Source organism: Sphingomonas olei (genome assembly GCF_045369765.1).
GTDB lineage: Bacteria > Pseudomonadota > Alphaproteobacteria > Sphingomonadales > Sphingomonadaceae > Sphingomonas > Sphingomonas panaciterrae.
On the sequence record NZ_JBIQEU010000008.1, the window covers coordinates 24,042 to 46,574 of the forward strand.

General features: G+C 67.9%; 26 protein-coding genes. 16 read left to right on the plus strand and 10 right to left on the minus strand.

Annotated features, from left to right (window positions below; translation table 11 throughout):
• The 4 genes from ACH0BU_RS10505 to ACH0BU_RS10520 are packed head-to-tail and all read right to left on the minus strand — an operon-like array spanning position 1 to position 2,341.
• Positions 1-903: a pirin family protein gene (locus tag ACH0BU_RS10505; protein WP_500264019.1), complete on the minus strand. Its 903-nt coding sequence runs from the start codon at positions 901-903 to the stop codon at positions 1-3.
• Positions 893-1,357, minus strand: coding sequence for an NUDIX hydrolase (locus ACH0BU_RS10510; RefSeq protein WP_231621956.1), 465 nt, complete (start codon positions 1,355-1,357; stop codon positions 893-895). The genes ACH0BU_RS10505 and ACH0BU_RS10510 overlap by 11 nt, the downstream gene beginning before the upstream one ends.
• Positions 1,350-2,054 (minus strand): glutathione S-transferase, encoded by a 705-nt coding sequence (locus tag ACH0BU_RS10515; protein WP_296219736.1) that lies wholly within the window; start codon positions 2,052-2,054, stop codon positions 1,350-1,352. Before ACH0BU_RS10515 ends, ACH0BU_RS10510 begins: the two co-directional genes overlap by 8 nt.
• Positions 2,051-2,341, minus strand: coding sequence for a BolA family protein (locus ACH0BU_RS10520; protein ID WP_046409729.1), 291 nt, complete (start codon positions 2,339-2,341; stop codon positions 2,051-2,053). The genes ACH0BU_RS10515 and ACH0BU_RS10520 overlap by 4 nt, the downstream gene beginning before the upstream one ends.
• A gap of 39 nt (positions 2,342-2,380) precedes the next feature.
• On the opposite strand from ACH0BU_RS10520, the gene ACH0BU_RS10525 reads away from it, so the two are divergent.
• Positions 2,381-2,968 carry a DnaJ domain-containing protein gene (locus ACH0BU_RS10525; RefSeq protein WP_417158933.1) on the plus strand — a complete coding sequence of 196 codons (588 nt, stop codon included), beginning with the start codon at positions 2,381-2,383 and terminating at the stop codon, positions 2,966-2,968.
• Positions 2,969-3,061: 93 nt separating this feature from the next.
• Entirely contained in the window at positions 3,062-3,388 is a 327-nt protein-coding gene (gene clpS / locus ACH0BU_RS10530; RefSeq protein WP_046409990.1) for an ATP-dependent Clp protease adapter ClpS, read from the plus strand.
• A gap of 21 nt (positions 3,389-3,409) precedes the next feature.
• Here the strand turns inward: clpS and pyrC are convergent, their stop codons facing one another.
• Entirely contained in the window at positions 3,410-4,450 is a 1,041-nt protein-coding gene (pyrC, locus tag ACH0BU_RS10535) for a dihydroorotase (RefSeq protein WP_314472332.1), read from the minus strand.
• A 50-nt stretch (positions 4,451-4,500) separates the two neighbouring features.
• Between pyrC and ygfZ the strand changes: the two genes are divergently transcribed.
• Positions 4,501-5,223, plus strand: a complete 723-nt coding sequence (gene ygfZ / locus ACH0BU_RS10540) for a CAF17-like 4Fe-4S cluster assembly/insertion protein YgfZ (protein WP_296222776.1) — start codon at positions 4,501-4,503, stop codon at positions 5,221-5,223.
• Positions 5,224-5,238: 15 nt separating this feature from the next.
• Here the strand turns inward: ygfZ and ACH0BU_RS10545 are convergent, their stop codons facing one another.
• Complete coding sequence (locus ACH0BU_RS10545; RefSeq protein ID WP_296222777.1) at positions 5,239-6,060, minus strand: LD-carboxypeptidase; 822 nt, start codon at positions 6,058-6,060, stop codon at positions 5,239-5,241.
• Positions 6,061-6,146: 86 nt separating this feature from the next.
• Between ACH0BU_RS10545 and ACH0BU_RS10550 the strand changes: the two genes are divergently transcribed.
• From ACH0BU_RS10550 to ACH0BU_RS10590, 9 genes are all read left to right on the plus strand, one after another.
• Complete coding sequence (locus tag ACH0BU_RS10550) at positions 6,147-7,556, plus strand: glutamate ligase domain-containing protein (protein WP_296222778.1); 1,410 nt, start codon at positions 6,147-6,149, stop codon at positions 7,554-7,556.
• Entirely contained in the window at positions 7,553-7,831 is a 279-nt protein-coding gene (locus ACH0BU_RS10555) for a DUF6356 family protein (protein WP_241212642.1), read from the plus strand. Before ACH0BU_RS10550 ends, ACH0BU_RS10555 begins: the two co-directional genes overlap by 4 nt.
• A 73-nt stretch (positions 7,832-7,904) precedes the next feature.
• Complete coding sequence (locus tag ACH0BU_RS10560) at positions 7,905-8,621, plus strand: alpha/beta fold hydrolase (protein WP_296222599.1); 717 nt, start codon at positions 7,905-7,907, stop codon at positions 8,619-8,621.
• The gene (locus ACH0BU_RS10565) at positions 8,618-9,388 is read left to right on the plus strand and encodes a tetratricopeptide repeat protein (RefSeq protein ID WP_296222601.1); all 771 of its coding nucleotides are present in this window, start codon (positions 8,618-8,620) and stop codon (positions 9,386-9,388) included. The genes ACH0BU_RS10560 and ACH0BU_RS10565 overlap by 4 nt, the downstream gene beginning before the upstream one ends.
• Before the next feature lie 10 nt (positions 9,389-9,398).
• On the plus strand, positions 9,399-9,857 hold the full coding sequence (locus ACH0BU_RS10570) for a VOC family protein (protein ID WP_046409743.1): 459 nt from the start codon (positions 9,399-9,401) through the stop codon (positions 9,855-9,857).
• Positions 9,857-10,288, plus strand: coding sequence for a VOC family protein (locus ACH0BU_RS10575; protein ID WP_046409745.1), 432 nt, complete (start codon positions 9,857-9,859; stop codon positions 10,286-10,288). Before ACH0BU_RS10570 ends, ACH0BU_RS10575 begins: the two co-directional genes overlap by 1 nt.
• Positions 10,278-11,030: a hydroxyacylglutathione hydrolase gene (gene gloB / locus ACH0BU_RS10580; protein ID WP_314471254.1), complete on the plus strand. Its 753-nt coding sequence runs from the start codon at positions 10,278-10,280 to the stop codon at positions 11,028-11,030. The genes ACH0BU_RS10575 and gloB overlap by 11 nt, the downstream gene beginning before the upstream one ends.
• Positions 11,031-11,080: 50 nt before the next feature.
• Positions 11,081-11,512: a hypothetical protein gene (locus ACH0BU_RS10585; RefSeq protein ID WP_296222607.1), complete on the plus strand. Its 432-nt coding sequence runs from the start codon at positions 11,081-11,083 to the stop codon at positions 11,510-11,512.
• 74 nt (positions 11,513-11,586) lie between these two features.
• A complete protein-coding gene (locus ACH0BU_RS10590) occupies positions 11,587-12,909 on the plus strand; it encodes a cystathionine gamma-synthase family protein (RefSeq protein ID WP_314471252.1) in 1,323 nt (440 codons plus the stop codon).
• A gap of 50 nt (positions 12,910-12,959) precedes the next feature.
• Here ACH0BU_RS10590 and ACH0BU_RS10595 read toward each other — a convergent pair whose 3' ends face one another.
• Entirely contained in the window at positions 12,960-13,628 is a 669-nt protein-coding gene (locus ACH0BU_RS10595) for a TetR/AcrR family transcriptional regulator (protein ID WP_125945892.1), read from the minus strand.
• 157 nt (positions 13,629-13,785) lie between these two features.
• On the opposite strand from ACH0BU_RS10595, the gene ACH0BU_RS10600 reads away from it, so the two are divergent.
• On the plus strand, positions 13,786-15,003 hold the full coding sequence (locus ACH0BU_RS10600) for an LLM class flavin-dependent oxidoreductase (protein WP_500264020.1): 1,218 nt from the start codon (positions 13,786-13,788) through the stop codon (positions 15,001-15,003).
• Positions 15,000-15,860 (plus strand): SDR family oxidoreductase, encoded by an 861-nt coding sequence (locus ACH0BU_RS10605; protein WP_314471250.1) that lies wholly within the window; start codon positions 15,000-15,002, stop codon positions 15,858-15,860. The genes ACH0BU_RS10600 and ACH0BU_RS10605 overlap by 4 nt, the downstream gene beginning before the upstream one ends.
• A gap of 40 nt (positions 15,861-15,900) precedes the next feature.
• Here ACH0BU_RS10605 and ACH0BU_RS10610 read toward each other — a convergent pair whose 3' ends face one another.
• The gene (locus ACH0BU_RS10610) at positions 15,901-17,421 is read right to left on the minus strand and encodes an NAD(P)/FAD-dependent oxidoreductase (protein WP_296218160.1); all 1,521 of its coding nucleotides are present in this window, start codon (positions 17,419-17,421) and stop codon (positions 15,901-15,903) included.
• 177 nt (positions 17,422-17,598) lie between these two features.
• Here ACH0BU_RS10610 and ACH0BU_RS10615 point away from each other — a divergent pair, with 177 nt between their 5' ends.
• Entirely contained in the window at positions 17,599-18,669 is a 1,071-nt protein-coding gene (locus tag ACH0BU_RS10615; RefSeq protein ID WP_241212644.1) for a zinc-binding dehydrogenase, read from the plus strand.
• Positions 18,666-19,682 carry an alpha/beta fold hydrolase gene (locus ACH0BU_RS10620; protein ID WP_296218162.1) on the plus strand — a complete coding sequence of 339 codons (1,017 nt, stop codon included), beginning with the start codon at positions 18,666-18,668 and terminating at the stop codon, positions 19,680-19,682. The genes ACH0BU_RS10615 and ACH0BU_RS10620 overlap by 4 nt, the downstream gene beginning before the upstream one ends.
• Before the next feature lie 133 nt (positions 19,683-19,815).
• On the opposite strand, the gene ACH0BU_RS10625 is transcribed toward ACH0BU_RS10620, so the two are convergent.
• Together ACH0BU_RS10625 and ACH0BU_RS10630 are read right to left on the minus strand one after the other, a co-directional pair.
• Positions 19,816-20,496, minus strand: a complete 681-nt coding sequence (locus tag ACH0BU_RS10625; protein WP_136452126.1) for a nitroreductase family protein — start codon at positions 20,494-20,496, stop codon at positions 19,816-19,818.
• A gap of 139 nt (positions 20,497-20,635) precedes the next feature.
• The gene (locus ACH0BU_RS10630; protein WP_296218164.1) at positions 20,636-22,465 is read right to left on the minus strand and encodes a DUF885 domain-containing protein; all 1,830 of its coding nucleotides are present in this window, start codon (positions 22,463-22,465) and stop codon (positions 20,636-20,638) included.
• Positions 22,466-22,533 lie beyond the last annotated feature (68 nt).

Below are 22,533 nucleotides of genomic sequence, written 5' to 3' on the forward strand. Positions count from 1 at the left end.
TCAGGGGTAGCTGACGGTCTTGGGCTGGCCGGGGATCGGGATCCATTCGATCTCGTCGCCAGGCACGACGGGGAATTCGCGCGCCATCCATGCGCGCTTCGCCTCCTGGATGCGTTCGCGCGAGGAGCTGACGAAATTCCACCACACGTGGCGCGGGGTGGCGAAGGCGTCGCCGCCCGCCAGCATCGCGCGCGCGCCGCTGGTGCTGCGCAATGTCGCGGCGATGCCGGGACGCAGGACGTAGAGCCGCTGCGGTTCGAGGGCCACGCCCTCCAGCATGGCTTCCCCCTCGACCAGATAGATGGCGCGTTCGTCGGCAGCGGCGTCGATGGGCACGCTGGCGCCGGGGGCGAGCGCGATGTCGGCGTAGATCGTGCCGGCGTAAGTGGTGGTCGGCGCACGCTTGCCCCACAGGCCGCCCATGATGACGCGGGCGGTGACGCCATCGCCCTCGATCACGGGCAGGTCGGCGGCGGGGACATGCTCAAAGGCCGGATCGATTTCCTCCCGGCCGTCGGGCAGCGCGAGCCAAGTCTGGATGCCCGACAGCGCCGGGCCGTCGCGCCGCGCCTCCTCCGGCGAGCGTTCCGAATGGACGATGCCGCACCCGGCGGTCATCAGATTGACCGCGCCGGGGCGGATCACCGTCTGCGTGCCCAGCGAATCGCGGTGGCCGATCGCGCCGTCGAACAGATAGGTGACGGTGGCGAGGTTGATGTGCGGATGCGGGCGCACGTCCATCCCCTCGCCGGGCGGCAGGTGCGCCGGGCCCATCTGGTCGAAGAACAGGAACGGCCCCACCATCGTCCGCTCGCGATGCGGCAGGGTGCGGTGGACCTTGAACCCACCGATATCGTGGGTGGCGGGCAGCAGGGTCAGCTCGATCAGGTCATCACGCGTCATCGGTCGCTTCCAGCATAAGGAGAAGGTCGTCGGGGAAGATGGTCTCGGGCCAGCCGGCGATCTCGTCACGGCGGAACCAGCGCCACTGCGTCATCACGCGGCGTTCGAGATCGGTGTGGCCGGAGGTGTCGACCGCGTCCGCATCGACGTTGATGCGGAACCAGCGTTCGTCGGCGGTGACCTCGACCCGTTCGATGGTGAGGAAATCGACCCAGCGTTGCGCCACTTCCGGGCCGGGATCGGCGCGGATGCCGGTTTCCTCGAACAATTCGCGGCGCGCGGCATCGGGGTAGCTTTCGCCCGGATCGCAGGCGCCGCCGGGCGTGCACCAGAAGGGCGCGCGATCATCGGGCGTGAAGCGGAACAGCAGCACGCGCGATTCGCGGTCGACCAGCAGGATGCGCGCGGCGGGGCGAAGCGCGCGGCCGATGCGGGCGGTCGCCGCCTCAGTCACCGTCGAGCTCGGGATAATGGCGGAAGATGCCGGTGGTGTTGAACGGCACGCGACGATCGCTCGCGAGATAGGCGGCGATACCGGGCAGCGCGGCCACCGCATCGCGGATGGCGACGACGCCGGGATAGTCGCGCTCCAGCGCCGCCATGCGCCGCGGGAACATGTAGCGCAGCCCCTCGACCAACTGGAACAGCGAGGTGTCGGCATAGCTCCAGCGATCGTCGATCAGCCAGACGCCCGGATTGGTCCCGGCCGCCTGTTCGAAATGGTCGAGGAACTTGGGCAGCCGCTCGGTACGGAATTGCTGCGCGGCGCGCGCGGCCTCCGGCTTCTGATCCTCATAATAGGCGCCGAGCTCCACCGGATGGTGGATGTTGTGCACTTCGGCGATCATGTCGGCGATGGTCAGTTGGAGTTGCAGGATCCAGTGGCGGTCGGCGGGTGCCGAGGGCGCGAGGTCGTGGCGATCGCCGAGATAGAGCAGGATGTTGGCGACCTGCGCGATGCGGACGCCGTCATGCTCCAGATAGGGTGGGGCGAAGGGCGCGCGATCGCCGGCGGCCATATTTTCCACCAGCGCATCGACCGAACGGGTGCGGGCGCAATCCTCATAGGCGATCCCGGCCGCCTCCAGCGGCAGGCGGACGAATTCGCCGCGGCCCTGCAGGCCGGGCCAGTACCAGAGGCGATAGGTCATCGTGGCTCCCCGGGGGCGACCGTCTTCATCGCCAGTGCGTGGACGTGATCGCGCAGCAGATCGGCCAGCGCCTGGTTCACCAGCCGCTGCCGCGCGACGCGGGTGAGGCCGGCGAAAGCGGGGCTTTCCACCACCACGCGGAAGTGCGATTCGCCCGAGCCGTCGTCGCCGGCATGGCCGCGATGCTGCGCGCTTTCGTTGATCACGTCGAGGTGCGTCGGGCTGAGCGCGTCGGTCAGACGAGCGGCGATTGCGTGCTGGATCGGGCCGGTGGCAGGCTGGGTCATGCCGCCTATATAGTCCGTTTTGCTGGGGATGTTCTGATTTTGGCGAAGGATCGGCCGAACGCACGGTTTCATGGAAGGATCGAAGGGGACCGGCCGTGCGAGGCGCCGGGCTGCGATGCGGCCGGGGAATTTCGCGCGCCGCCGCTGGACGGGCCAGCGCGCGATGGCCCGCCGCGGTTCCGCTGGTTCTGCCTCGACCATGTCCGCGCGTTCAATTCGAGCTACAATTATTTCGACGGGATGAGCGCGGAGGAAATCCACCATGCGCAGCGGCCGATGGCGGGGTGGGAACGCGAGACTCGCGCCTTCGCCCGTGCCGGTGGCGGCGACCAGGGGCCGCGCTGGGCCGATTTTTCCGACCCGCTGGACGCGATCGGTGCGCGCTATCGCCGCGAACGGGCGCCCGAGCGGAGCGACGGCAAGCCATTGTCGGGGCAGGACCGCGCGAGCCTGAAGGTGCTGGGGCTGGCCCCCGATGCGGACCGCATGGCGCTGCGCAAGCGCTACAGCGAATTGGTGCGCCGTTATCACCCCGACCGAAACGGCGGTGACCGCAGCCATGAAGCAATGCTACAGAAGGTCATCGCGGCCTATCAGCAGTTGCGGCAGGCACCGGCCTTTGCGTGAGGGGCGGGCGGCGCGGGTGCGGGCATGTTCGGCCCTTGCCCTTGATCCAAGGCTTGCCATATTTCGGCGGAAACAATGACCAGCATCCTGACCATGGCAGAACGTCGAGACAATGACGGCGAGGGCACCGGCGTGGGCGTGGCCACCCGCACGCGCGCCAAGATCAAGGAGCCGACGCCGTACCGCGTGCTGATGCTGAACGACGATTATACCCCGATGGAATTCGTCGTTCTGTGCCTGCAGCGGTTCTTCCGCATGAACGCGGAGGAGGCGACCCGCGTCATGCTCCACGTCCACCAGAAGGGCGTCGGCGTGTGCGGTACCTTCAGCTATGAAGTGGCGGAGACGAAGGTCGGGCAGGTGATGGATTTCGCCCGCGCCAACCAGCATCCGCTGCAATGCACGCTGGAAAAGGCCTGAGCCTTTTCCCGACGCCGGCGATCAGCCGGCGACGACCCGCCAGCCCAGAGTTTCGCCGGCATGGAACGGCACAACCGACTCGGTATCGTTGCCGATCTGGTCGGGCACCGTCTGGTCGACACGCTCCAGCGTGATCGTCCCTTCGTTCAGCGGCAGGCCGTAGAAGCGCGCCCCATTTTCGCTGACGAACGCCTCGAACCGGTCGAGCGCGCCTTCCTCGTCGAACACGCGGATGTAGCTTTCCAGCGCATAGGGCGCGTTGAAGATGCCGGCGCAGCCGCAGGAGGTTTCCTTCGCGGCGACGACGTGCGGCGCGCTGTCCGTCCCCAGGAAGAACTTGGCCGAGCCTGACACCGCCGCCTTGCGCACGGCGAGGCGATGCTGCTCGCGCTTTGCCACCGGCAGGCAATAAGCATGCGGGCGGATGCCGCCGTCGAAGATCGCGTTGCGGTTGATCAGCAAATGCTGCGGGGTGATCGTCGCGGCGACGGTATCCGGCGCCTCCGCGACATAGTCCGCCGCCTCGCGCGTGGTGATATGTTCCATCACGATCTTGAGCGCGGGAAAATCGGCGACCAGCCGGCGCAAGGTGCGATCGATGAACACCGCCTCGCGATCGAAGATGTCGATGTCCTTGTCGGTCACCTCGCCATGGATCAGCAGCGGCATGCCGATCGCCTGCATCCGTTCCAGCACCGGGGCGAGCGCGAAGATGTCGGTCACGCCATGCGCCGAATTGGTCGTCGCGTGCGCGGGATAGAGCTTGCACGCGGTGAACACGCCTTCGGCATGCGCGGCGGCGATCGCGTCCGGATCGGCGCCGTCGGTGAGGTAGCAGGTCATCAGCGGCGTGAAATCACTGCCCGCGGGCAGCGCGGCCATGATCCGGTCGCGATAGGCCCGCGCGGCGTCGGCGGTGGTCACCGGCGGGGTCAGGTTGGGCATGATGATCGCGCGGGCGAACTGCCGCGCGGTGTAGGGCGCGACCAGCTGAAGCATCGCGCCGTCGCGCAGGTGAACGTGCCAGTCGTCGGGGCGGCGGATGGTGAGGCGGTCGGTCATCGGACAATCCGGGAGCTTGGAATAGGGCCGGAACGCCCTAGCTTGTCGGCATGACCAACGCCACCATGCTCATCGATCGCGCCGTCCTACGCCTCAGCGGGGAGGATGTTCGCGGATTCCTGCAGGGGCTGGTGACCAATGATGTCACGGGGCCGCTGCCGGTGTGGACGGCGCTGCTGACCCCGCAAGGCAAGGCATTGTTCGATTTCCTGGTGTGGGCCGATGGCGAGGACCTGCTGCTCGATTGCGAGGGGGAGCAGGCCGACGCGCTGGCCAAGCGGCTGACGCTGTATCGGCTGCGGCGCAAGATCGCGATCGCGCGCGACGATTCGCTGGCGGTGCATTGGGCCGTGGACGGCAGCGAGGGCGTGCCCGACCCGCGGCTCGCCGCGCTGGGGCAGCGGTGGATCGCCGCGCCCGGCGAGGCGGCGGAGGGCTGGCTGGCCCACCGCCTGTCGCTGGGCGTGACCGAGGGGGTGGGGGAACTGGGCAGCGGCGAGACATTGTGGCTGGAATGCAATGCGCGCGAGCTGAACGGCGTCACTTTCGGCAAGGGATGTTATGTCGGGCAGGAGAATACCGCGCGGATGAATTACCGCTCCAAGGTCAATCGCCGGCTGGTCGTCGCGCCGCTGACCGAAGCGGGGGACCGGACGCGAGCGACCTATCCCGCACTGGGGCTGATGGTGGAGCATCGCCGGCTCGAGTCGCTGGGCGATGCGATCATCCCGCCGTGGCTGGCCGACGCGCTCGCCACGGCACCGGCCGACTGACCGGCAGGTAACGGCTCAGGCGAGGCCGAACGGCACGACGCGGTTGGTCTGGGTATGGCCGACCTCCGCCGGGCCGAGGAACGGCACGCCCATGTCGCGGCACCAGCGGCGGATCATCGTGTCCAGCGTCTCGCCCCAGCGCGGATTATTGTCCTTGATCGCGGTGACGGCGCCGAGGCGCACACCGGCGATGCCACGCAGCTGCGTCGCGTTGGCCATGGTGAACAGCAGCCGGTCGACATTGTAGAGCGGCTCCGCGACTTCCTCGATCAGCAATTCGTGGTCGGTGAGATCGGGCAGCCAGGGCGTGCCGATCAGTGCGCCGAGGATGGCGAGGTTGAAGGCGGCAGCGGGGCGGCGGCCGAGGCCGGGCTCCAGCCCCTGCCGCTCGCCGCGCGCGATCCAGCCGAGCGAGCGGGCGACCGTGGCGTCGCCGCCGCCCGAACTGCGCAGCACGTCGACCGGCATCGGCCCGTGCGCGACCTGGCCGATGCGGCGGGCGTAAAGCGCGGCGAGCATGAAGCCCATGTCCGAATAGCCGACATATTTCTTGCGCCGTGCCGCCTCGTTCAGCTGCGGCATGACGGTGTCGAGGATTCGGTTGGAGCCATAGCCGCCGCGCGCGAACCAGATCGCGGCGAAACCGGGATCGTTGGCGAATTCGAGGAAGGCGGCGGCGCGGCGCGCGTCGGGGCCGGCGAAATGGCCGTCGCTTTCCCAGCATTGCGGATGGAAGACGAGCTCCACCTCCGGATAGGCGAGCGCGGCATAAGCGGTGAGCGGGGCGACCATCTCGGGGCTGGCGCTGTTCGCGGGCGCGACGATGCCGATCCTCACGCCTGCACCCTTCGTATCGGCCGCAATGTCATGTGCCTCGTCGCCTTCGCCTTGCCCAAGCCCCGCGGCGGCGATAGCCCGCGGCCATGCACGACGGCAACATCGCAGGAAAACGCTTCTTCTTCGTCGGTGTCGGCGGATCGGGGATGATGCCGCTGGCGATGATCCTCGCCGGGCGCGGCGCAAGCGTGGCGGGATCGGACCGGGGCCTCGACCAAGGGCGGGTGCCGGCCAAGTTCGCCGACCTGGAGGCGAAGGGCGTCGCGCTGTTCCCGCAGGACGGCAGCGGGATTACCTCGGCCGAGCAGATCGTCGTCGCCTCCGCCGCGGTCGAGGATACGGTCGCGGATATTGTCGCGGCGACGCGGCTGGGCTGCCCGCGGATGAGCCGCGCCGAGCTCAACGCGGCGCTGTTCAACGCCAGCCGGCTGCCGATCGGGGTGGCGGGGACGAGCGGGAAATCGACCGTCACCGGGATGATCGCGCGGATCCTGCACGATGCGGGGATGGATCCGACGGTGATGAACGGCGCGGTGATGAAGGATTTCGCCGGCGCCGACCGGCCGTTCGCCAGCGCCTTGGTGGGCGAGGGGGCGCCGTACGTCAGCGAGGTGGATGAGAGCGACGGGTCGATCGCGCTCTACACGCCGCGGATCGCGGTGCTGAACAACGTCAGCCTTGACCACAAGTCACTGGAAGAATTGAACAATCTGTTCGGCGACTTCATTGCCAAGGCGGGCCACGCGATCGTCAATGCCGACAATCCCGATGCCGCGGCGCTGGCGATGCGGGTGCCGCGCGAGCGGGTGACGACATTCTCGCTGGGCGGCGAGGCGGATCTGGTGGCGCGCGATGTGGTGGAGGAGCCGTTCGCGGTGTCCTTCACGCTGAACGGTGAAAGCGTCCGCCTGGGTGTTCCGGGGCGGCATAATGTCGCCAATGCGCTGGCCGCTACCGGGGCAGCTTTGGCCACGGGCGTCACGCTGCCGGCCGCTCTCCGGGGAATTTCGGCCTATAGCGGTTTGAAGCGCCGGTTCGATGTCATCGGCACTGCCGACGGGGTCACGGTGATCGACGATTTCGGGCACAACCCCGATAAGATCGCCGCGACGCTTGCCACGCTCCACGCCTTTCCGGGCCGGCTGCTCGTCCTGTTCCAGCCGCATGGCTATGGCCCGTTGAAGACGATGCGGCGCGAGCTGGTGCAGACGTTCGTCGACGGGCTGGGGGTCGATGACCTGCTGGTGCTGCCCGACCCGGTCTATCAGGGCGGGACGGTGAGCCGCGAGGTGACCAGCGCCGATATCGCCAATGACATAACGATCAGCGGCGGCAATGCGCGCCATATCGCCGAGCGGGCGGCGGCGGCGGCGCATCTGGTGGCCAATGCCCGGCCGGGTGATCGGATCGTGGTGATGGGCGCGCGCGACGATACGCTGCCGCTGCTCGCCGCGGAGATGCTGACGCAGATCGACAGGCGTGATAAGGTCTCATGATGCGCACGACCAATCCCACCCTGTTCCGCCGCCTGTTCCTGGATCACCCCGAGTCCGTCGGGGAAAGCTATGCCGAGCATTTCGGCGTCGCGACGCGGTTCGGGATGCGGATGCTGGCGGGCGGCGTGGGCGCAGTGATCCACGGCGTGCTGCCGTTCGCGTTCAAGACCACCGGCAGCCGCACGATCGCCGAGCTGCATGCCGAGATGGTCGCCAAGCGCACCGCGAAGCGCGATGCGGAAACGCAGTTGAAGACGGTCGAATATGTGATCTGATCGCGGCGGCGCGCCACCGCATCGCGATGCTGTCGCCTTTCGCAATCGGGCGATCGCCCCTACATCGCGCGCGATGACCGAAGCCCAGCGCCCCCGCCTCGCCTATCACCTGACCGAGGGCGACGGCCCGACGATCGTGTTCCTTCCCGGCTATGCCAGCGACATGAGCGGCACCAAGGCGCTGGCGCTGGAGGCCTGGGCGCGCGAGAACGGCCGGGCGTTCCTGCGGTTCGACTATGCCGGCTGCGGCGAGAGCGAGGGCAAGTTCGAGGATCAGTCGCTGACCGACTGGCGCGACGATGCGCTGGCGATGATCGACCATGCCGTCGAGGGCCCGGTGGTGCTGGTGGGATCGTCGATGGGCGGGTGGATCATGCTGCTGGCGGCGCTGGCACGGCCCGATCGCGTGGTCGGCATGGTCGGTATCGCCGCCGCGCCCGATTTCACCGACTGGGGATTCAGCCAGCCCGAAAAGCTCTACATCCTGCAATATAACAAGCTGGAGCGGGCCAACCCCTATGGCCCGGCGCCGACCGTCTATACCCGCCGTTTCTGGCAGGCGGGCGAGGCGAGCCGGCTGATGCACGGGCCGATCGCGATCGATTGCCCGGTGCGGCTGATCCATGGCCAGCGTGACCCCGACGTGCCCTGGGCGCAATCGGTGCGGCTGGCCGAGCTGATCCGGTCCGACGACGTGCAGTTGATTTTGGTGAAGGACGGCGATCATCGCCTGTCGCGCGAGGCGGACATTGCGCTGCTGACCCGAATCGTCGGGGACCTGCTGCCATGATCCTGCTTCTTACCGCGCTTCAGGTCGCGACCCCGTCGGTGGCGGCGCCTCCGGTTGCTGCGCCATCGGTCGCGGCGCCATCCGCGACGAGCTGTGTCGCGCTGGCTGCGGAGGATCCGGTTGCGGCGGAGCGGCGAGCGTCGCTTGATCGCAGCGCGGCCGGACGCGGCTGCCTGGGCCTGGCGCTGGCCGGGCAGAACCGTTTTCCGGCGGCGGCCGCCGCGTTCGAGGAAGCGGCGCGGGCGGCGGAACTGGCGCAGGACGAGGCGGCGGCGCGTTACTGGGCGCAGGCCGGCAATGCCTGGCTCGCCGGGCAGGAGGCGGCCAAGGCGCGATCCGCGCTCGACGCGGCGCTGGCGGCGGGCACGCTGACCGGCATGGAGCGCGGCGAGGCTGCGCTCGACCGCGCCCGTGCCTTGGTGGCGATCGGCGACAGCAAGGCGGCGCGCGCTGACCTCGACATGGCGGTGAAGGATGCGGCGGACGATCCGCTCGCCTGGCTCCTGTCGGCGACGCTGGCGCGGCGTGACGGCGACCTGGGCCGGGCGCGCGCCGATATCGCGCAGGCGCTGCGCCGATCGGCCGATGACGCGCAGGTGCAGTTGGAAGCGGGCAATATCGCCGCCGCGGCGGGCGACGAGGCCGGCGCCAAGGCGGCGTGGGGGGAAGCGGTGCGGCTGGCGCCCGATCGGCCCGCGGGACAATCGGCGGCGCGCGCGCTGGCACAGTTCGGCGCTGACGAACAGAAAGGCGGCGAACAGAAATGAGCATGGAGGATTGATGCGCTATCTGCACACCATGATCCGGGTCACCAACCCGGAAGAGACGATCAAATTCTTTGAGGTGCTGGGCCTGAAGGAAGTGCGCCGTACCGAGAGCGAGGCAGGGCGATTCACGCTGATCTTCCTTGCCACGCCGGACGACATGCGCGGGCCGGGCGAGCGCGCCCATGCCGAGGTGGAGCTGACCTATAACTGGCCCCCCGAGGATGGCAGCGCGCCGGAGGAATATACCGGCGGGCGCAATTTCGGGCACCTCGCCTATGATTGCGACGATATCTACGCGACGTGCCAGGCGGTGCTCGACGCCGGCTATACCGTCCACCGCCCCCCGAGGGACGGTTACATGGCGTTCGTGAAGACGCCCGACGGCATCTCGATCGAGCTGCTGCAGCTGAACGGGCCGAAGCCGCCGCAGGAACCCTGGGCGTCGATGCCGAATACCGGGACCTGGTGATGCCCGCGCCCGCGCGACTGATCGTGAACCTCGACGTTCCCGATCTCGCGCGGGCAGAGGCTTTCTATTGCCGCGCGCTCGGCCTTCGGGTCGGGCGGCGGATCGGGGCAGGCGCGGTCGAGCTGCTCGGGCTGGAAGCGCCGCTCTATCTGCTGGAACAGGCCGACGGCAGCGTGGCGAGCGATGCCTCGCCAGCGCGCCGCGATTATCGCCGGCACTGGACGCCGGTGCATTTCGACATTGCGGTGGATGACCTCGACACGGCGCGCGCGGCCGCCATCGCGGCGGGGGCGGTGGACGAGACGGGGGTGCGTGCGGCACCCTATGGCCGGATCGCGGGCTTTGCCGATCCGTTCGGCCACGGTTTCTGCCTGATCGAATTCAATGAAAGGGGCTATGATGCCATTGTCACAGGAGAGGGTGCCGGCTGAAGCAGCGACGGGGGCGCTGGAAATCGTGCGCGTGCCGGTGCTGAGCGACAATTACAGCTGGCTGGTCCACGACCCCGCATCGGGCGCGACGATGGTGATCGATCCGGGCGAGGCGCAGCCGGTGCTGGATGCGGCAGCGGCGCGAGGATGGACGATCACCGACATCTGGAACACGCACTGGCACCCCGATCATGTCGGCGGCAATGGCGCGATCGTCGCGGCGACGGGCGCGCGGATCACCGGGCCGGAGGCGGAGCGCGAGAAGATCGGGCAGATCGACCATGGCGTCGGCGAGGGCGATGTGGTGTCGCTGGGCGCGCATCGCGCGGCGGTGATGCGGGTGCCCGGCCATACGCAGGGGCATGTCGCCTTCCACTTTGCCGATGACGCTGCGATCTTCACTGGCGACACATTGTTCGCGATGGGCTGTGGCCGGTTGTTCGAGGGCACCCCGGACGACATGTTCGGCAACATGCAGCGTTATGCCACGCTGCCGCCGGCGACGCGCGTCTATTGCGGGCATGAATATACCCAGTCGAACGGCCGCTATGCGCTGGTCGCCGAGCCCGGCAATGAGGCAATCCGTGAACGGATGGGCCGCGTGGATGCGGCGCGCGCTGCGGGCGAGGCGACGATCCCGACCACCATCGGCGAGGAGCTGGCGACCAATCCCTTCCTGCGCGCCGACAGCGCCGCCCGACTGGGTGAACTACGAGCGGCGAAGGATAGTTTTCGCGGGTAGAAACGTTGGTGGCGCGACAGGACAAACCTGCGCGCGAGCATGGAGGGATGATGATGGCCAGGGTGCTGACAACCTTTGCGCTTGCCGCGATGGCCGGGGCCGCCGCCGTTGCCGCCACTGGCTGTGCGAGCGGCGCGGGCACCGACCGGCCCGGCCCGCAGGAGCGCGACCGGATGCAGCTGGAACGCGACCTCGCGCGGCTGACCCCGCAGCCGCAGGTCGATTGCATCGACACGCGGTTCCGCACCATCTCGCTGCGCGCGATCGGCGACAAGCTGGTCTATCGCGAAGGGCGCAACCGCATCTATGTCAGCAATACCAACGGCGGGTGCGAGGGCGTGGCGCGCGGCGACATGCTGGTCACGCGCCAGTTCGGTCCCCGGCTGTGCCGCGGTGACATTGCGGAAACGGTCGACCGCACGGCGGGTTTCCCGACCGGCAGCTGCGTCATCGGTGCCTTCACCCCTTATGTCGCCAAATGATGGCGGTGCGAGGCCACCGGCCGTAAGACTGCCGGCAAGGTGGCGATCAACCTGCCACCGACCGGAGTTACTGAATGACCAAGGAAACCGAAGCCGACCTGACCGGCGTCGCCCCGCGCGTCTCCCCCAAATCGGCGGTCGAGGAGATCGGCGGGCGCAAGCTGAAGCCGGCGACGCTGATGATGGGCCACGGCTATGACCCGGCGCTGTCCGAAGGCGCGCTGAAGCCGCCGATCTTCCTCACCTCCACCTTCGTCTTCCCCAATGCCGCCGCCGGCAAGCGCCATTTCGAGGGCGTGACGGGCAAGCGGCCGGGCGGGGCCGAGGGCCTTGTCTATTCGCGCTTCAACGGGCCGAACCAGGAGATCCTGGAAGACCGGCTGAGCGTGTGGGAAGATGCCGAGGATGCGCTGACCTTCTCCAGCGGCATGTCCGCCATCGCCACGCTGTTCCTGTCGATGACCAAGCCGGGCGACACGATCGTCCATTCCGGCCCGCTTTATGCGGCGACCGAGACGCTGATCGCGCGCATCCTGGGCAAGTTCGGCGTGAAGTGGCTCGACTTCCCGGCCGGTGCGACGCGCGAGGAGATCGACGCGGTGCTGACCGAGGCGGCGACCGGCAATGTCGCGCTGATCTATCTCGAAAGCCCGGCCAACCCGACCAACGCGCTGGTTGACGTGGAAGCGGTCGCGGCGAGCCGTGACGCGATCTTCACCGGCGAGAACAAGCCGCCGATCGCGATCGACAACACGTTCCTGGGGCCGCTGTGGGCCAAGCCGCTGCAGCAGGGCGCGGACATCGTCGTCTATTCGCTGACCAAATATGCCGGCGGCCATTCGGACCTGGTGGCGGGCGGCGTGCTGGGATCGAAGGAGCACATCAACACCATCCGGCTGATGCGCAACACGATCGGCACGATCTGCGACCCGAACACGGCGTGGATGCTGCTGCGCAGCCTCGAGACGCTGGAACTGCGCATGAGCCGCGCGGGCGAGAATGCCGCCAAGGTGTGCGAATTCCTGGCCGCGCATCCCAAGGTGGAGAAAGTCGGCTACCTCGGCTTCCTGGAGCGGGGCGAGGACAAAAGGCAGGCCGACATCTATCGCCGCCATTGCAGCGGCGCGGGTTCGACCTTCTCGCTGTACCTGAAGGGCGGCGAGCCGGAGGCGTTCGCGTTCCTCGACGCGCTGAAGATCGCCAAGCTGGCGGTGAGCCTGGGCGGCACCGAGACGCTGGCGAGCCACCCGGCCGGGATGACTCACCTGTCGGTCGCCGATGATCGCAAGGCGGCGCTGGGCATTACCGACAATCTGGTGCGCATCTCGATCGGCGTCGAGGATGCCGATGACCTGATCGCCGATTTCGACCAGGCACTGGCCGCGATCAAGGCGTAATGCAGAAGGGCGCCGCCCCGGCCGCGTGCCGGGGCGGCGCCCGAATGGCCCTAGGCGGCGACGACGGCCGGGCGCAGCGTCATCAGATCGCGCTGATAGCCCATCAGCTTTTCCTCGATCGCGGCGCTATATTCGGGCGTCGCCGCGCCGCGCAGCACCAGCGCATAGCCGTAGCTGACATGCGCCTCGATCTCCTGCACGTCGATCGCGCCCAGCACCCAGGCGAGCATCGCGGCGACATAGACGCCGTCGAGCGCGTGGAGCAGCGGATCAAGCTCCAGCCCCGGCAGCAGCGCGCCTTCGTTGCGCGCCTCCCCCAGGAGCGAGAACCAGAAGCCGTAGCGCTGCGGCGACTGAAGCTCACCGCGCAATTCCTTGCTGTCGAAGCGCAGCGCCTCGGTCCACAGGGTGCGGTAGAAATCGGGGTCGTCGGCGAGATAGGCGATGGTGATCGACACTGCCTGGAAGATGCGGTCGACCGGGCCGACGCTGCGCAATTGCGAGAAGCGTTCGTGGAATTCGCGCACATCCTCCAGCAAGGCGATGACGATCGCGCGTTTCGAGCCGAACAGATTGTAGGGCGTGGTGAGCGACACGCCGGCGCGCGCCGCGATGGCGCGCATCGACAGCCCGGTGTCGCCGGTTTCCTTGATCAGATCGCGGGCGGCCGCGATGATGCGGTGGCGACGCTCAGCCTTCGCCTCCTCGCGGCGGCTCATCCGTAATTCCTCTGCATGGCATGGACCCTAGGCACCCCGTCCCTTAGCCGCAACGCCGCGCCGGGGCAAATTATCATAACATGTTGCAGAATCCATATGGCCTCCGCCGGTGGTGCGGCGTAGCATCGCCGCCAAACAGGGCAGGAGGAGAGAAGAGATGGCGGGAGAGAGGATTCGCTTCGGGGCGTTCATTGCGCCCTTCCACCCGTTGAACGAGAACCCGACGCTGGCGCTGGAGCGCGACCTGGATCTCGTCGTCCACATGGACAAACTGGGTTATGATGAGGCGTGGCTCGGCGAGCATCATTCGGCCGGCTACGAACTGATCGCCAGCCCCGAATTGTTCATCGCCACCGTGGCGGAGCGGACGCGGCACATCCGGCTGGGGACCGGCGTGTCGTCGCTGCCGTACCACCACCCGTTGATGCTGGCGGACCGGATCAACCAGCTGGACCATATCACCCGCGGGCGCGTGATGTTCGGCGTCGGGCCGGGCGCGCTGCCGTCGGACGCGTTCATGATGGGCATTCCCGTCGCCAAGCAGCGCGACCGGATGGACGAGGCGATCGACGTGCTCGTCCCGCTGCTGCGCGGTGAGCAGGTGACGAAGAAGACCGACTGGTTCGAGCTGAACGAGGCGCGGTTGCAGATGCTGCCGTACAGCCGCCCCTCGGTGGAGATCAGCGTGGCGAGCCAGGTGTCGCCATCGGGCGCGACGGCGGCGGGGCGGCACGGCCTGGGGCTGCTGTCGATCGGCGCCACGCAAAGCGGCGGGTTCAATGCGCTGGCGTCCAACTGGGCGATCGCCGAGCAGCAGGCGGCCGATAGCGGCACGCGCGTCGAGCGCAGCCAGTGGCGGCTGGTCGGGCCGATGCATGTCGCCGCGACGCGCGATGAGGCGCGTGCGCAGGTGCGCTTCGGCCTCGACAAATGGCTGTACTATTTCCGTGAGGTGGCGGCGCTGCCGCTCGCCCCGGCGGATGGCAGCGACCCGGTCGACGCCTTGGTCAATTCGGGCATGGCGGTGATCGGCACGCCCGAGGATGCGGTGAAGCAGATCGAGCGGCTGCGCGAGCAATCGGGCGGGTTCGGCGCGTTCCTGATGATGGACCACAATTGGGCCGAATGGGACAATAAGAAGAAATCCTATGAGCTGATCGCGCGCTACGTCATGCCGGCGGTGAACGGGGTGAATGCCAATCGCGAGGCGTCGATCGAATGGGCGGCGGCGAACCGCCCCCGCTTCATCGGCGAGGCGCAGGCGGCGGTCGGCGCGCGGCTGGCCAACCATATCCAGAAGAAGGGGACGGAGAATATCCGCCCCGAAATCCTGGCCGCGATGGGCCTCGACAAGAAATCGGAGGCAGCGGAATGAGCGGCGTGGACGGCAGCGTGCGCGCCAACGGGCGCAAGGCGATCTTCATCACCGGGGCGGCATCGGGCATGGGGCTGGAGACCGCGCGGCTGTTCGCCCGCGAAGGCTGGTTCGTCGGCGGGGTGGACGTCAACGAGGCGGGGCTGGCGCGGCTGAAGGAAGAGCTGGGCGCGGACAATTGCCTTGTCCAGCGGCTCGATGTCACTGATCGCGCGGCGTATCGCGCGGCGCTCGACGCCTTTGCCGCGTGCACCGACGGCAAGCTCGACCTGCTCTACAACAATGCCGGGATCGGGCGGGGCGGGCCGTTCGCCGACCAGCCGTGGGATGATGTGCTGGCGGTGGTACAGGTCAATTTCATTGGCGTGCTGACCGGCATCCATCTGGCGATCCCGCTGCTGAAGGCGACGCCGGGGTCGCTGTGCTTCACCACATCCTCCTCGTCGGCGACCTATGGCATGCCGATGATCGCGGTCTATTCGGCGACGAAGCATGCGGTGAAGGGGCTGACCGAGGCGCTGGCGATCGAGCTGAAGCCCTATGGCGTGCGCGTCGCCGACGTGTTGCCGGCGCTGATCGATACGCCGATCCTGCCGGAAGGCGCGGCGGCGAGCGCGCCCAAGGCCGGCGTGTTCCGCGCCATTCCGCCACGCGAGGTCGCCGAGACGGTGTGGGAGGCGTATCACAGCGACACATTGCACTGGTACGTGCCGCGAGAGCTGGTGCGGCTGGATCATATGGCGACGCTGCAGCCGGAGCGGACGCGCGACGAGATGGCGGCGGGCAAATTGTTTGCGACGGTCGACGCCGAGGTTGCTGCCGCGACACCGATCCCGATCGGCGCCACCGCCGGATGAGGCGTGGGGCGCGCGGGCAGGCCGCGCGCCCGTGCTGCCGTCAGGCGGCGAGCATGTCCGCCTGTGGATCGAGCCCGAGCCGCGCCATCAGTTCGGGGCGGTCCGGGCCGGGGATGGGCGCATAGGCCGCGGCATTGCGCCGTCGCCCGCGCGCCCAATAGCTCAGTACCTTGCTGAGGTTGGCGGGCCGTTTCAGCCATGCCTCGGGATGTTCGAGCATGTGGAAGCCGCGCATCATCGCGCGCATCAGATTGATGTCGGATCGCGCCGCGATGGTGATGCCGTCGTCGACGAAGCTCTTGGCGAGGCGCGCCTTTACCCGCGGGCGATGGCCGGGGGTGAGCGTCGCGCGCGCGCGGCGGATGGCGGAGCGATCCTGTTTCAGCATCAGGTCGTAATAGGGCTTCACCTCCGCCCGGATGCCGCCGTCATAGACCAGCAGGCGCGCCGCCGGATCGCTGCCCGAATCGAGCGCGCGGCGCAGCACGCCAGCGCTCACCGCGGCGAGCGAACAGCCGCGGCCGTAGAGCGGGTTGGTGCGTACCAAGGCGTCGCCAATCGCGAAATAGCCGAGCACGGCCGGTCGCCCGTCCGTGACGAGGCTGCGCCACCGGCTGTGCAGGTCGCCCATGCCGATGACCTTGCCGACCGGTTCCGATTTCGCCGGATCGACCCAGGGCGCCATGCCCGGCATCGCCATGCAGATGCGCTGGAACATGTCGCCGTCCATCACCGCGCGGCGCAGGCCGTGTTCGATCTCCGGCACGCACAGCGTGATCGAGAAACGATGGTTGTCGGCCGGAAAGACGCCGAACTTCAGATAGCCAAGGTCGCCCGAGGCGGCGATCTCGCCGCGCGGCGGCTCCTCCTGCCCGTCGTGGAGGCGGTAGTGGCGCGTGAAATAGAGCACGCCCGCGGTCTCCGCCGCCTCGCCGATCGGTGCGCCGGCCTTGATCAACTGCTCGATCAGATTGGCCGCCTTGCCGCCCGCGTCGACCACAACGTCGGCGCGGATTTCCTCGCGCCCGTTGACGGTATCGGCGATTACCCCGGTGACGTGGATCAGGCCCGAGGCGTCGCGATCCTGGATCAGCTCGCGCACCTTCACCCCGCTGCGGATCGTGACGCCGGGAAGCTGCTCCACATAGCGGCGGATGACGAGTTCGATCGTGGTGCGCCGGCTGGTGATGATGGTCAGATCCTCATCCCCCGGCGCGGGCACGTAGCGCGTGCGCAGTGCGGGCGGCAGCATGTCCGGGAAGGCGATGTCGCGGCACCCGGCGGCGTAGAGATCGGCGAGCAGCTGGGGATGTTCGTCGCGGATGATGTTGCGTAGCCGGGCGAGGAAGGCGTGGCTCTGCCGCAGCTGGCCGACGCCGCGGCGCTGCCACTGATCGAACGCCACATCAGGGCCACCCTCCGGCGGGGCGTCGTCACGTTCCAGCAGCAGCAGCCGGCGCGTGCCGCCGCCCAGCCGCAGCGCAGTGCACAGCCCCGCAATCCCCGCGCCGACCACAATAACCTGTTCCTGCAGCCTGCCGGGCACGCTGTTGCCGACCATTCGTCCCTCCGACCATGATTGACGGCCGGATACGCCAAATACCGATCACGTGCAATAAATACGAACATGTTATGATTATAAGGGTTGCGCCGGACGAGGGCGCGCGCCACCATGCGACGCATGATCCGCCGGAACAGGCCGGACGACAGGAGAGGGTGGCTCGCGATGCGCGCAGTGGTGAGACGCAACAAGCAATTGGTGTGTGACGAGGTACCCGATCCGACGCCCGGTCAGGGCGAGGTGCTGGTCAAGACGCTGGCCTGCGGCATCTGCGGTTCCGACCTTCACGCCGTCCATTCGTTCGAGAACATGCTGGAACTGGGCGAGCGGACGGGCGAGAAATCGCGTACCGACCCGTCGAAGGACATGATCTTCGGCCATGAATTCTCCGCCGAGATCCTCGACCATGGCCCGGGATCGGCGAAGACGCTGAAGGCGGGGACTCGCGTCGTTTCCATGCCGATCGCGATGAAGCCGCAGGGCTATGAGGCGATCGGTTATTCGAACAATTATCCCGGCGGCTACAGCGAGCAGATGGTGCTGAGCGAGGCGATGCTGATCGAGGTGCCCAACGGGCTCAGCGACGTGCAGGCCGCGATGACCGAGCCGTTCGCGGTGGGCGAACATGCCGTCGCTATGTCGGCGGCGGGACCGGACACGGTCAACCTCGTCATCGGGTGCGGGCCGGTGGGCCTGGCGGTGATCGCGGCGCTGAAATCGCGCGGGCTGGGCCCGGTGGTGGCGGCCGATTTCTCGCCCGCGCGGCGCGCCGTGGCGGAGAAGATGGGCGCCGACATCATCGTCGATCCGGCAAAGGAGTCGCCGCATACCAAGTGGAGCGAGCTGGGCGTGCCGCGCACCTCGTCCGAGCGGATGGCGGCGATGATGAGCGGTCAGGCCGGCAAGAAGGCGATCGTGTTCGAATGCGTCGGCGTGCCCGGCGTGCTGCAGAACATCATCGAATCGGTGCCGGTGGGCACGCAGGTGATCGTGGTCGGCGTGTGCATGGAAACCGACAAGATCGAGCCGTTCCTGTGCATCAACAAGCAGATCGATTTCCGCTTCGTGCTTGGCTACACCGCGGGTGAATTCGCCGCGACGCTGGTCAATATCGCGGATGGCAAGATCGACGTGCTGCCAGCGATCACTGACGAGGTCGGGCTGGATGATGTCGCTGCCGCCTTTGCCGCGCTGGCCGACCCGGAAAAACAGTGCAAGGTCGTCGTCCGGCCGGAGTTGCGGGCATGAGCGCCGCGATGAACGATGCGATGGAAGCGCCGCGCGCGCTCGCCGAGGCAATGCCGCCGGTGCAATATGCCGACACCAACGGCATCCGCATGGCCTATTATGAGGTGGGGCCACGGGGCGAGGGCGTGCCCGTCATCTTCTGCCACGGCTTTCCCGAACTGGCCTTTTCGTGGCGGCACCAGCTGGCGGCGTTCGAGAAGGCGGGGCGCTGGGCGATCGCGCCCGACCAGCGCGGCTATGGCCTGACCAGCCGGCCGGAGAAGGTCGAGGATTATGACCTCGAGCATCTGACCGCCGACATCGCCGGGTTGATGGACGCGCTGGGCATCGAAAAGGCGATTCCCTGCGGCCATGACTGGGGCGGGATGGTCGTATGGCAATTCGCGCTGCGTTATCCGGAGCGGTGCGCGGGGGTGATCGGGGTCAACACGCCGTTCCTGCCGCGCGGCGAGAATGATCCGATCGCCGCGATGCGCCACGTCTATGGCGAGGACATGTACATCGTCTGGTTCCAGAAGCCGGGCGAGGCGGATGCCGCGCTGGGCGCCGACCCGGAACGGTCGATGCGCTATTTCATGCGCAAGCCGATGGTGACGCTGAAGGAATATGAGAAGCTGCCGGCGGAGCAGCGCACGCTAGCGCTGGGCGAGGGGCTGAAGCTGTACGACCCGGCGACCGACCAGCAGCAATTCCTGAGCGATGACGAGATTGCGGCCTTTGCGCAGACCTTTGCCGCGACCGGCTTCACCGGCGGGATCAACTGGTACCGCAATTTCACCCGCAACTGGCAGGCGTCAGCGAACCTCGTCGAGAAGGTCGAGGTGCCGTCATTGATGGTGATGGCGGAAAATGACGTGGTGCTGAGCCCGGCGATGGCCGAGGGGATGGAACGCTACGTGCCGGATCTGGACAAGGTGCTGGTCGAGAAATCGGGCCATTGGACGCAGCAGGAATATCCCGACGAGGTGAACCGCGCGATCCTGGGCTGGATGGACAAGCGCTTTCCGCGCTGAACGACGGCGGGAGGAGGGGCTCCCGCCCGTTCATCTGGGCCTGTCGGCGCCGAACCGCGGCACTCCACGTCGGTTCGGATCGCCGGCAGGCTCTTTCTTGTTTTGCGCCCGGTTCTGACCGCGCGTCTGAGCGTCAGTCGGCGAAGCCGACGAAGCGGGCCGCCTCGCTCACCGGCTTGCGGCGCGACACGACCGCATTGGCGGGGAAGCTGTCATCGGGCCAGCCCATGGCGACACAGGTCTGGATCACCTGATCGTCGGGGATGCCGGCATGTTCGCGCACCACCGGCGATTGCATGATCCCCTGGCTGTTGATGACGCAGCCCAGCCCGCGCGACCAGGCGGCGTTGACCAATGCGGTGGTGACCGCGCCGCAATCGAACGGCGCGATGTCACTGCCCAGCAGCACGCGATCATAGGTGATGACGATCGAGACGGGGGCGTCGAACTGGCGGAAGCCGCGCAGCACCCAATCGTGCCGCTTCGCCTTGTCCTCGCGCGCGATGTCCATCGCGCCGAACAATTGCTTGGCGATTTCGATCTGCCGCTCGCGGTGGACGCCGCCATAATCCTCGCCCAGCCGGAATTCGCGCGAATGGGGCACGCCGGCGAGGTTGCGCTCGGTATTGCCCTGACGGATGCGGTCGAGCGGTTCGCCGGTGACGACGGTGAAGTTCCACGGCTGCGTGTTGAGCGAGGAGGGGGAGCGCATGGCGAGCGCCAGCACTTCCTCGATCAGCGCGCGGGGGACGGGATCGGGCTTGAACCCGCGGATGCTGCGGCGGCCGTTCACGACGTCGTCATAGGTCTGCATTGATGCCTCTCCCGTATTTGCCCCGACCCCTAACACAAACGCCACCGCCGCAAAGGCGCAGGATCGACGGGATCCTGCCTCCTTAGCGAGGGTGGCGTAGGTGGCGGCGCAGGTGGCGGCGCGGAAAGGCGCGGCGGCGTTACGCCTTCAGCATCCGCTCCGTCACCATGCGTTCCAGGATGGTGAGCGGCATCGCGCCGTCGAGCAGCACCGCGTGGAACTTGCGCGGGTCGAAGGCGGCGCCCTGCTTCTGCTTCACCGCATCGCGCAGGCGCGCCCAGACGGTGTGGCCGATCTTGTAGCTGCACGCCTGGCCCGGCCAGACGGTGTAGCGGTCGATCTCATTCTGGCTGCGGCCGCGCGCGATGCCGGTGGTGGCGATGAAGTAATCGGTCGCCTTCTCGCGGCTCCAGCGCTTGTGATGCATGCCGGAGTCGACGACGAGGCGCGTCGCGCGGAACAGCAGCGACTGGAGATAGCCGACCTGGCCGAGGGGATCGCCCTCGTACATGCCCATTTCGTCTGCCAGCTGCTCCGAATAGAGCGCCCAGCCCTCGGTATAGCCGCTGAACCCGCCGCGGCGGCGGATGAGCGGAATGTCCTGCGATTCGAGCGCGGTCATCACCTGCAGGTGATGGCCCGGCACCGCCTCGTGATAGGACAGGGTGGCGAGGCCGAACTTGGGGCGATCGAAGCTGTCGCGCAGGTTGATGTAATAGATGCCCGGGCGCGACCCATCGAGCGAGGCGTTCTGGTAATAGCCGCCCGGAGCGCCCGCCTCGATCGACTTGGGCACGCGGCGGACCTCGACCGGCGCCTTCGGGATGAAGGAGAATTGCTCGGGCAGGCGCTTCTGCATCGCGACGACCTGCGCGCTGAGCTGAGCGACCAGCTGCTCCTTGCCGGCATCGGTGTTGGGATAGACCTGATCCGGGCGCTTGTTGAGCGCGACCAGCCGCTCACCGACGCTGCCCTGCGTCATGCCCTGTGCCTTCAGGATGCCGTCGATCCGGTTGCTGATCTCGGCCACCTGGGCAAGGCCGAGGCGATGCACTTCCTCGCCCGACATGGCGACGGTGGTCGCGGCCTCGACCGCCGCAGCGTAATAGGCCTCGCCATCGGGCAGGCGCCATGCGCCCGCGTCGTGGACCGCACGACCGCGCAGTTGGGTAATCAAGGCGCGCTGGCGATCGAGCGCCGGGAACACCTGCTCATTCATGATCTTCGTCGCTTCGGCGACGCGCGCGTCGGGGAGGTTCGCAGCCTTCAGCTTGCCCGCCAGCGCCGTCACCGGGACGGTCGAGGCGGCCGGCTGATCGCGCAGCCCGCCCATCAGCTTCAGCGTGGTGTCGAGGACATAATCGGGCGCGAACACACCGCGCGCGGCGTCGGCGCGCTGCCGCTCGCTATCCTGATCGATCGCCGTGGCGAAGGCGGCGACGCGCGCGACATAGGCGTCGGCGTCGGCGGCATCCTTGATACGGTGCTGCGCATCGAGGAAATCGGGCACCTCGCGATAGGCGCCGGTCAGATGGGTGAGGACGTAGGGCGTGAACCGGCCCATGCTGGCGCCGTAGGTGAACTTCTCGGCACCGGCGATGCCGCGCTGGAGCTGGTAGGAGACGACCTCGTAATCCAGCCGGGCGGCGGGGGAGAGCGAGGCGGGGTTGATCTGGCGCAGCGCGGCCAGTTCACGCTTCGCGCGCGCCAGATCCTTCTGCGCGCCGGCGGCCGAGCCGTCGTTCAGCTGCGACTTCAGCGCCGCACGCTCACCAGTGTCGAGGCCGAGCGCAGTGGCGCCCTCCGGGTTCTCGTCGATCCGCTCGTAGAAGATACGGTCGAGCAAGGTGCGCAGCTGCTGGTCGTTGGTGCCGGCGGCGGCGGGGGCGGCGGCCTTTTGCGCGGCGGCGGGAACGGCAGTCGCCAGTGCGGCAGCGCCGGTGCTGCCGAGGAAGGTGCGACGATCCATGATCATACTCCTGGGGGACGGACGTTCGCCGCCGGTGGGCGGCGAACACAAGGGGTTGCGGATGGGGT

Bases quoted from the DNA above. Each gene is read 5' to 3' on its own strand.
- ACH0BU_RS10520 (WP_046409729.1), bottom strand. From the start codon at position 2,341: ATGACCCAGCCTGCCACCGGCCCGATCCAGCACGCAATCGCCGCTCGT.
- ACH0BU_RS10590 (WP_314471252.1), top strand. From the start codon at position 11,587: ATGACCAAGGAAACCGAAGCCGACCTGACCGGCGTCGCCCCGCGCGTC.
- ACH0BU_RS10625 (WP_136452126.1), bottom strand. From the start codon at position 20,496: ATGCAGACCTATGACGACGTCGTGAACGGCCGCCGCAGCATCCGCGGG.
- pyrC (WP_314472332.1), bottom strand. From the start codon at position 4,450: ATGACCGACCGCCTCACCATCCGCCGCCCCGACGACTGGCACGTTCAC.
- ACH0BU_RS10550 (WP_296222778.1), top strand. From the start codon at position 6,147: ATGCACGACGGCAACATCGCAGGAAAACGCTTCTTCTTCGTCGGTGTC.
- ACH0BU_RS10505 (WP_500264019.1), bottom strand. From the start codon at position 903: ATGACGCGTGATGACCTGATCGAGCTGACCCTGCTGCCCGCCACCCAC.
- ACH0BU_RS10560 (WP_296222599.1), top strand. From the start codon at position 7,905: ATGACCGAAGCCCAGCGCCCCCGCCTCGCCTATCACCTGACCGAGGGC.
- ACH0BU_RS10600 (WP_500264020.1), top strand. From the start codon at position 13,786: ATGGCGGGAGAGAGGATTCGCTTCGGGGCGTTCATTGCGCCCTTCCAC.
- ACH0BU_RS10620 (WP_296218162.1), top strand. From the start codon at position 18,666: ATGAGCGCCGCGATGAACGATGCGATGGAAGCGCCGCGCGCGCTCGCC.
- ACH0BU_RS10630 (WP_296218164.1), bottom strand. From the start codon at position 22,465: ATGGATCGTCGCACCTTCCTCGGCAGCACCGGCGCTGCCGCACTGGCG.
- ACH0BU_RS10610 (WP_296218160.1), bottom strand. From the start codon at position 17,421: ATGGTCGGCAACAGCGTGCCCGGCAGGCTGCAGGAACAGGTTATTGTG.
- ygfZ (WP_296222776.1), top strand. From the start codon at position 4,501: ATGACCAACGCCACCATGCTCATCGATCGCGCCGTCCTACGCCTCAGC.
- ACH0BU_RS10585 (WP_296222607.1), top strand. From the start codon at position 11,081: ATGATGGCCAGGGTGCTGACAACCTTTGCGCTTGCCGCGATGGCCGGG.
- ACH0BU_RS10555 (WP_241212642.1), top strand. From the start codon at position 7,553: ATGATGCGCACGACCAATCCCACCCTGTTCCGCCGCCTGTTCCTGGAT.
- ACH0BU_RS10595 (WP_125945892.1), bottom strand. From the start codon at position 13,628: ATGAGCCGCCGCGAGGAGGCGAAGGCTGAGCGTCGCCACCGCATCATC.
- ACH0BU_RS10575 (WP_046409745.1), top strand. From the start codon at position 9,857: ATGCCCGCGCCCGCGCGACTGATCGTGAACCTCGACGTTCCCGATCTC.
- ACH0BU_RS10605 (WP_314471250.1), top strand. From the start codon at position 15,000: ATGAGCGGCGTGGACGGCAGCGTGCGCGCCAACGGGCGCAAGGCGATC.
- ACH0BU_RS10565 (WP_296222601.1), top strand. From the start codon at position 8,618: ATGATCCTGCTTCTTACCGCGCTTCAGGTCGCGACCCCGTCGGTGGCG.
- ACH0BU_RS10515 (WP_296219736.1), bottom strand. From the start codon at position 2,054: ATGACCTATCGCCTCTGGTACTGGCCCGGCCTGCAGGGCCGCGGCGAA.
- clpS (WP_046409990.1), top strand. From the start codon at position 3,062: ATGGCAGAACGTCGAGACAATGACGGCGAGGGCACCGGCGTGGGCGTG.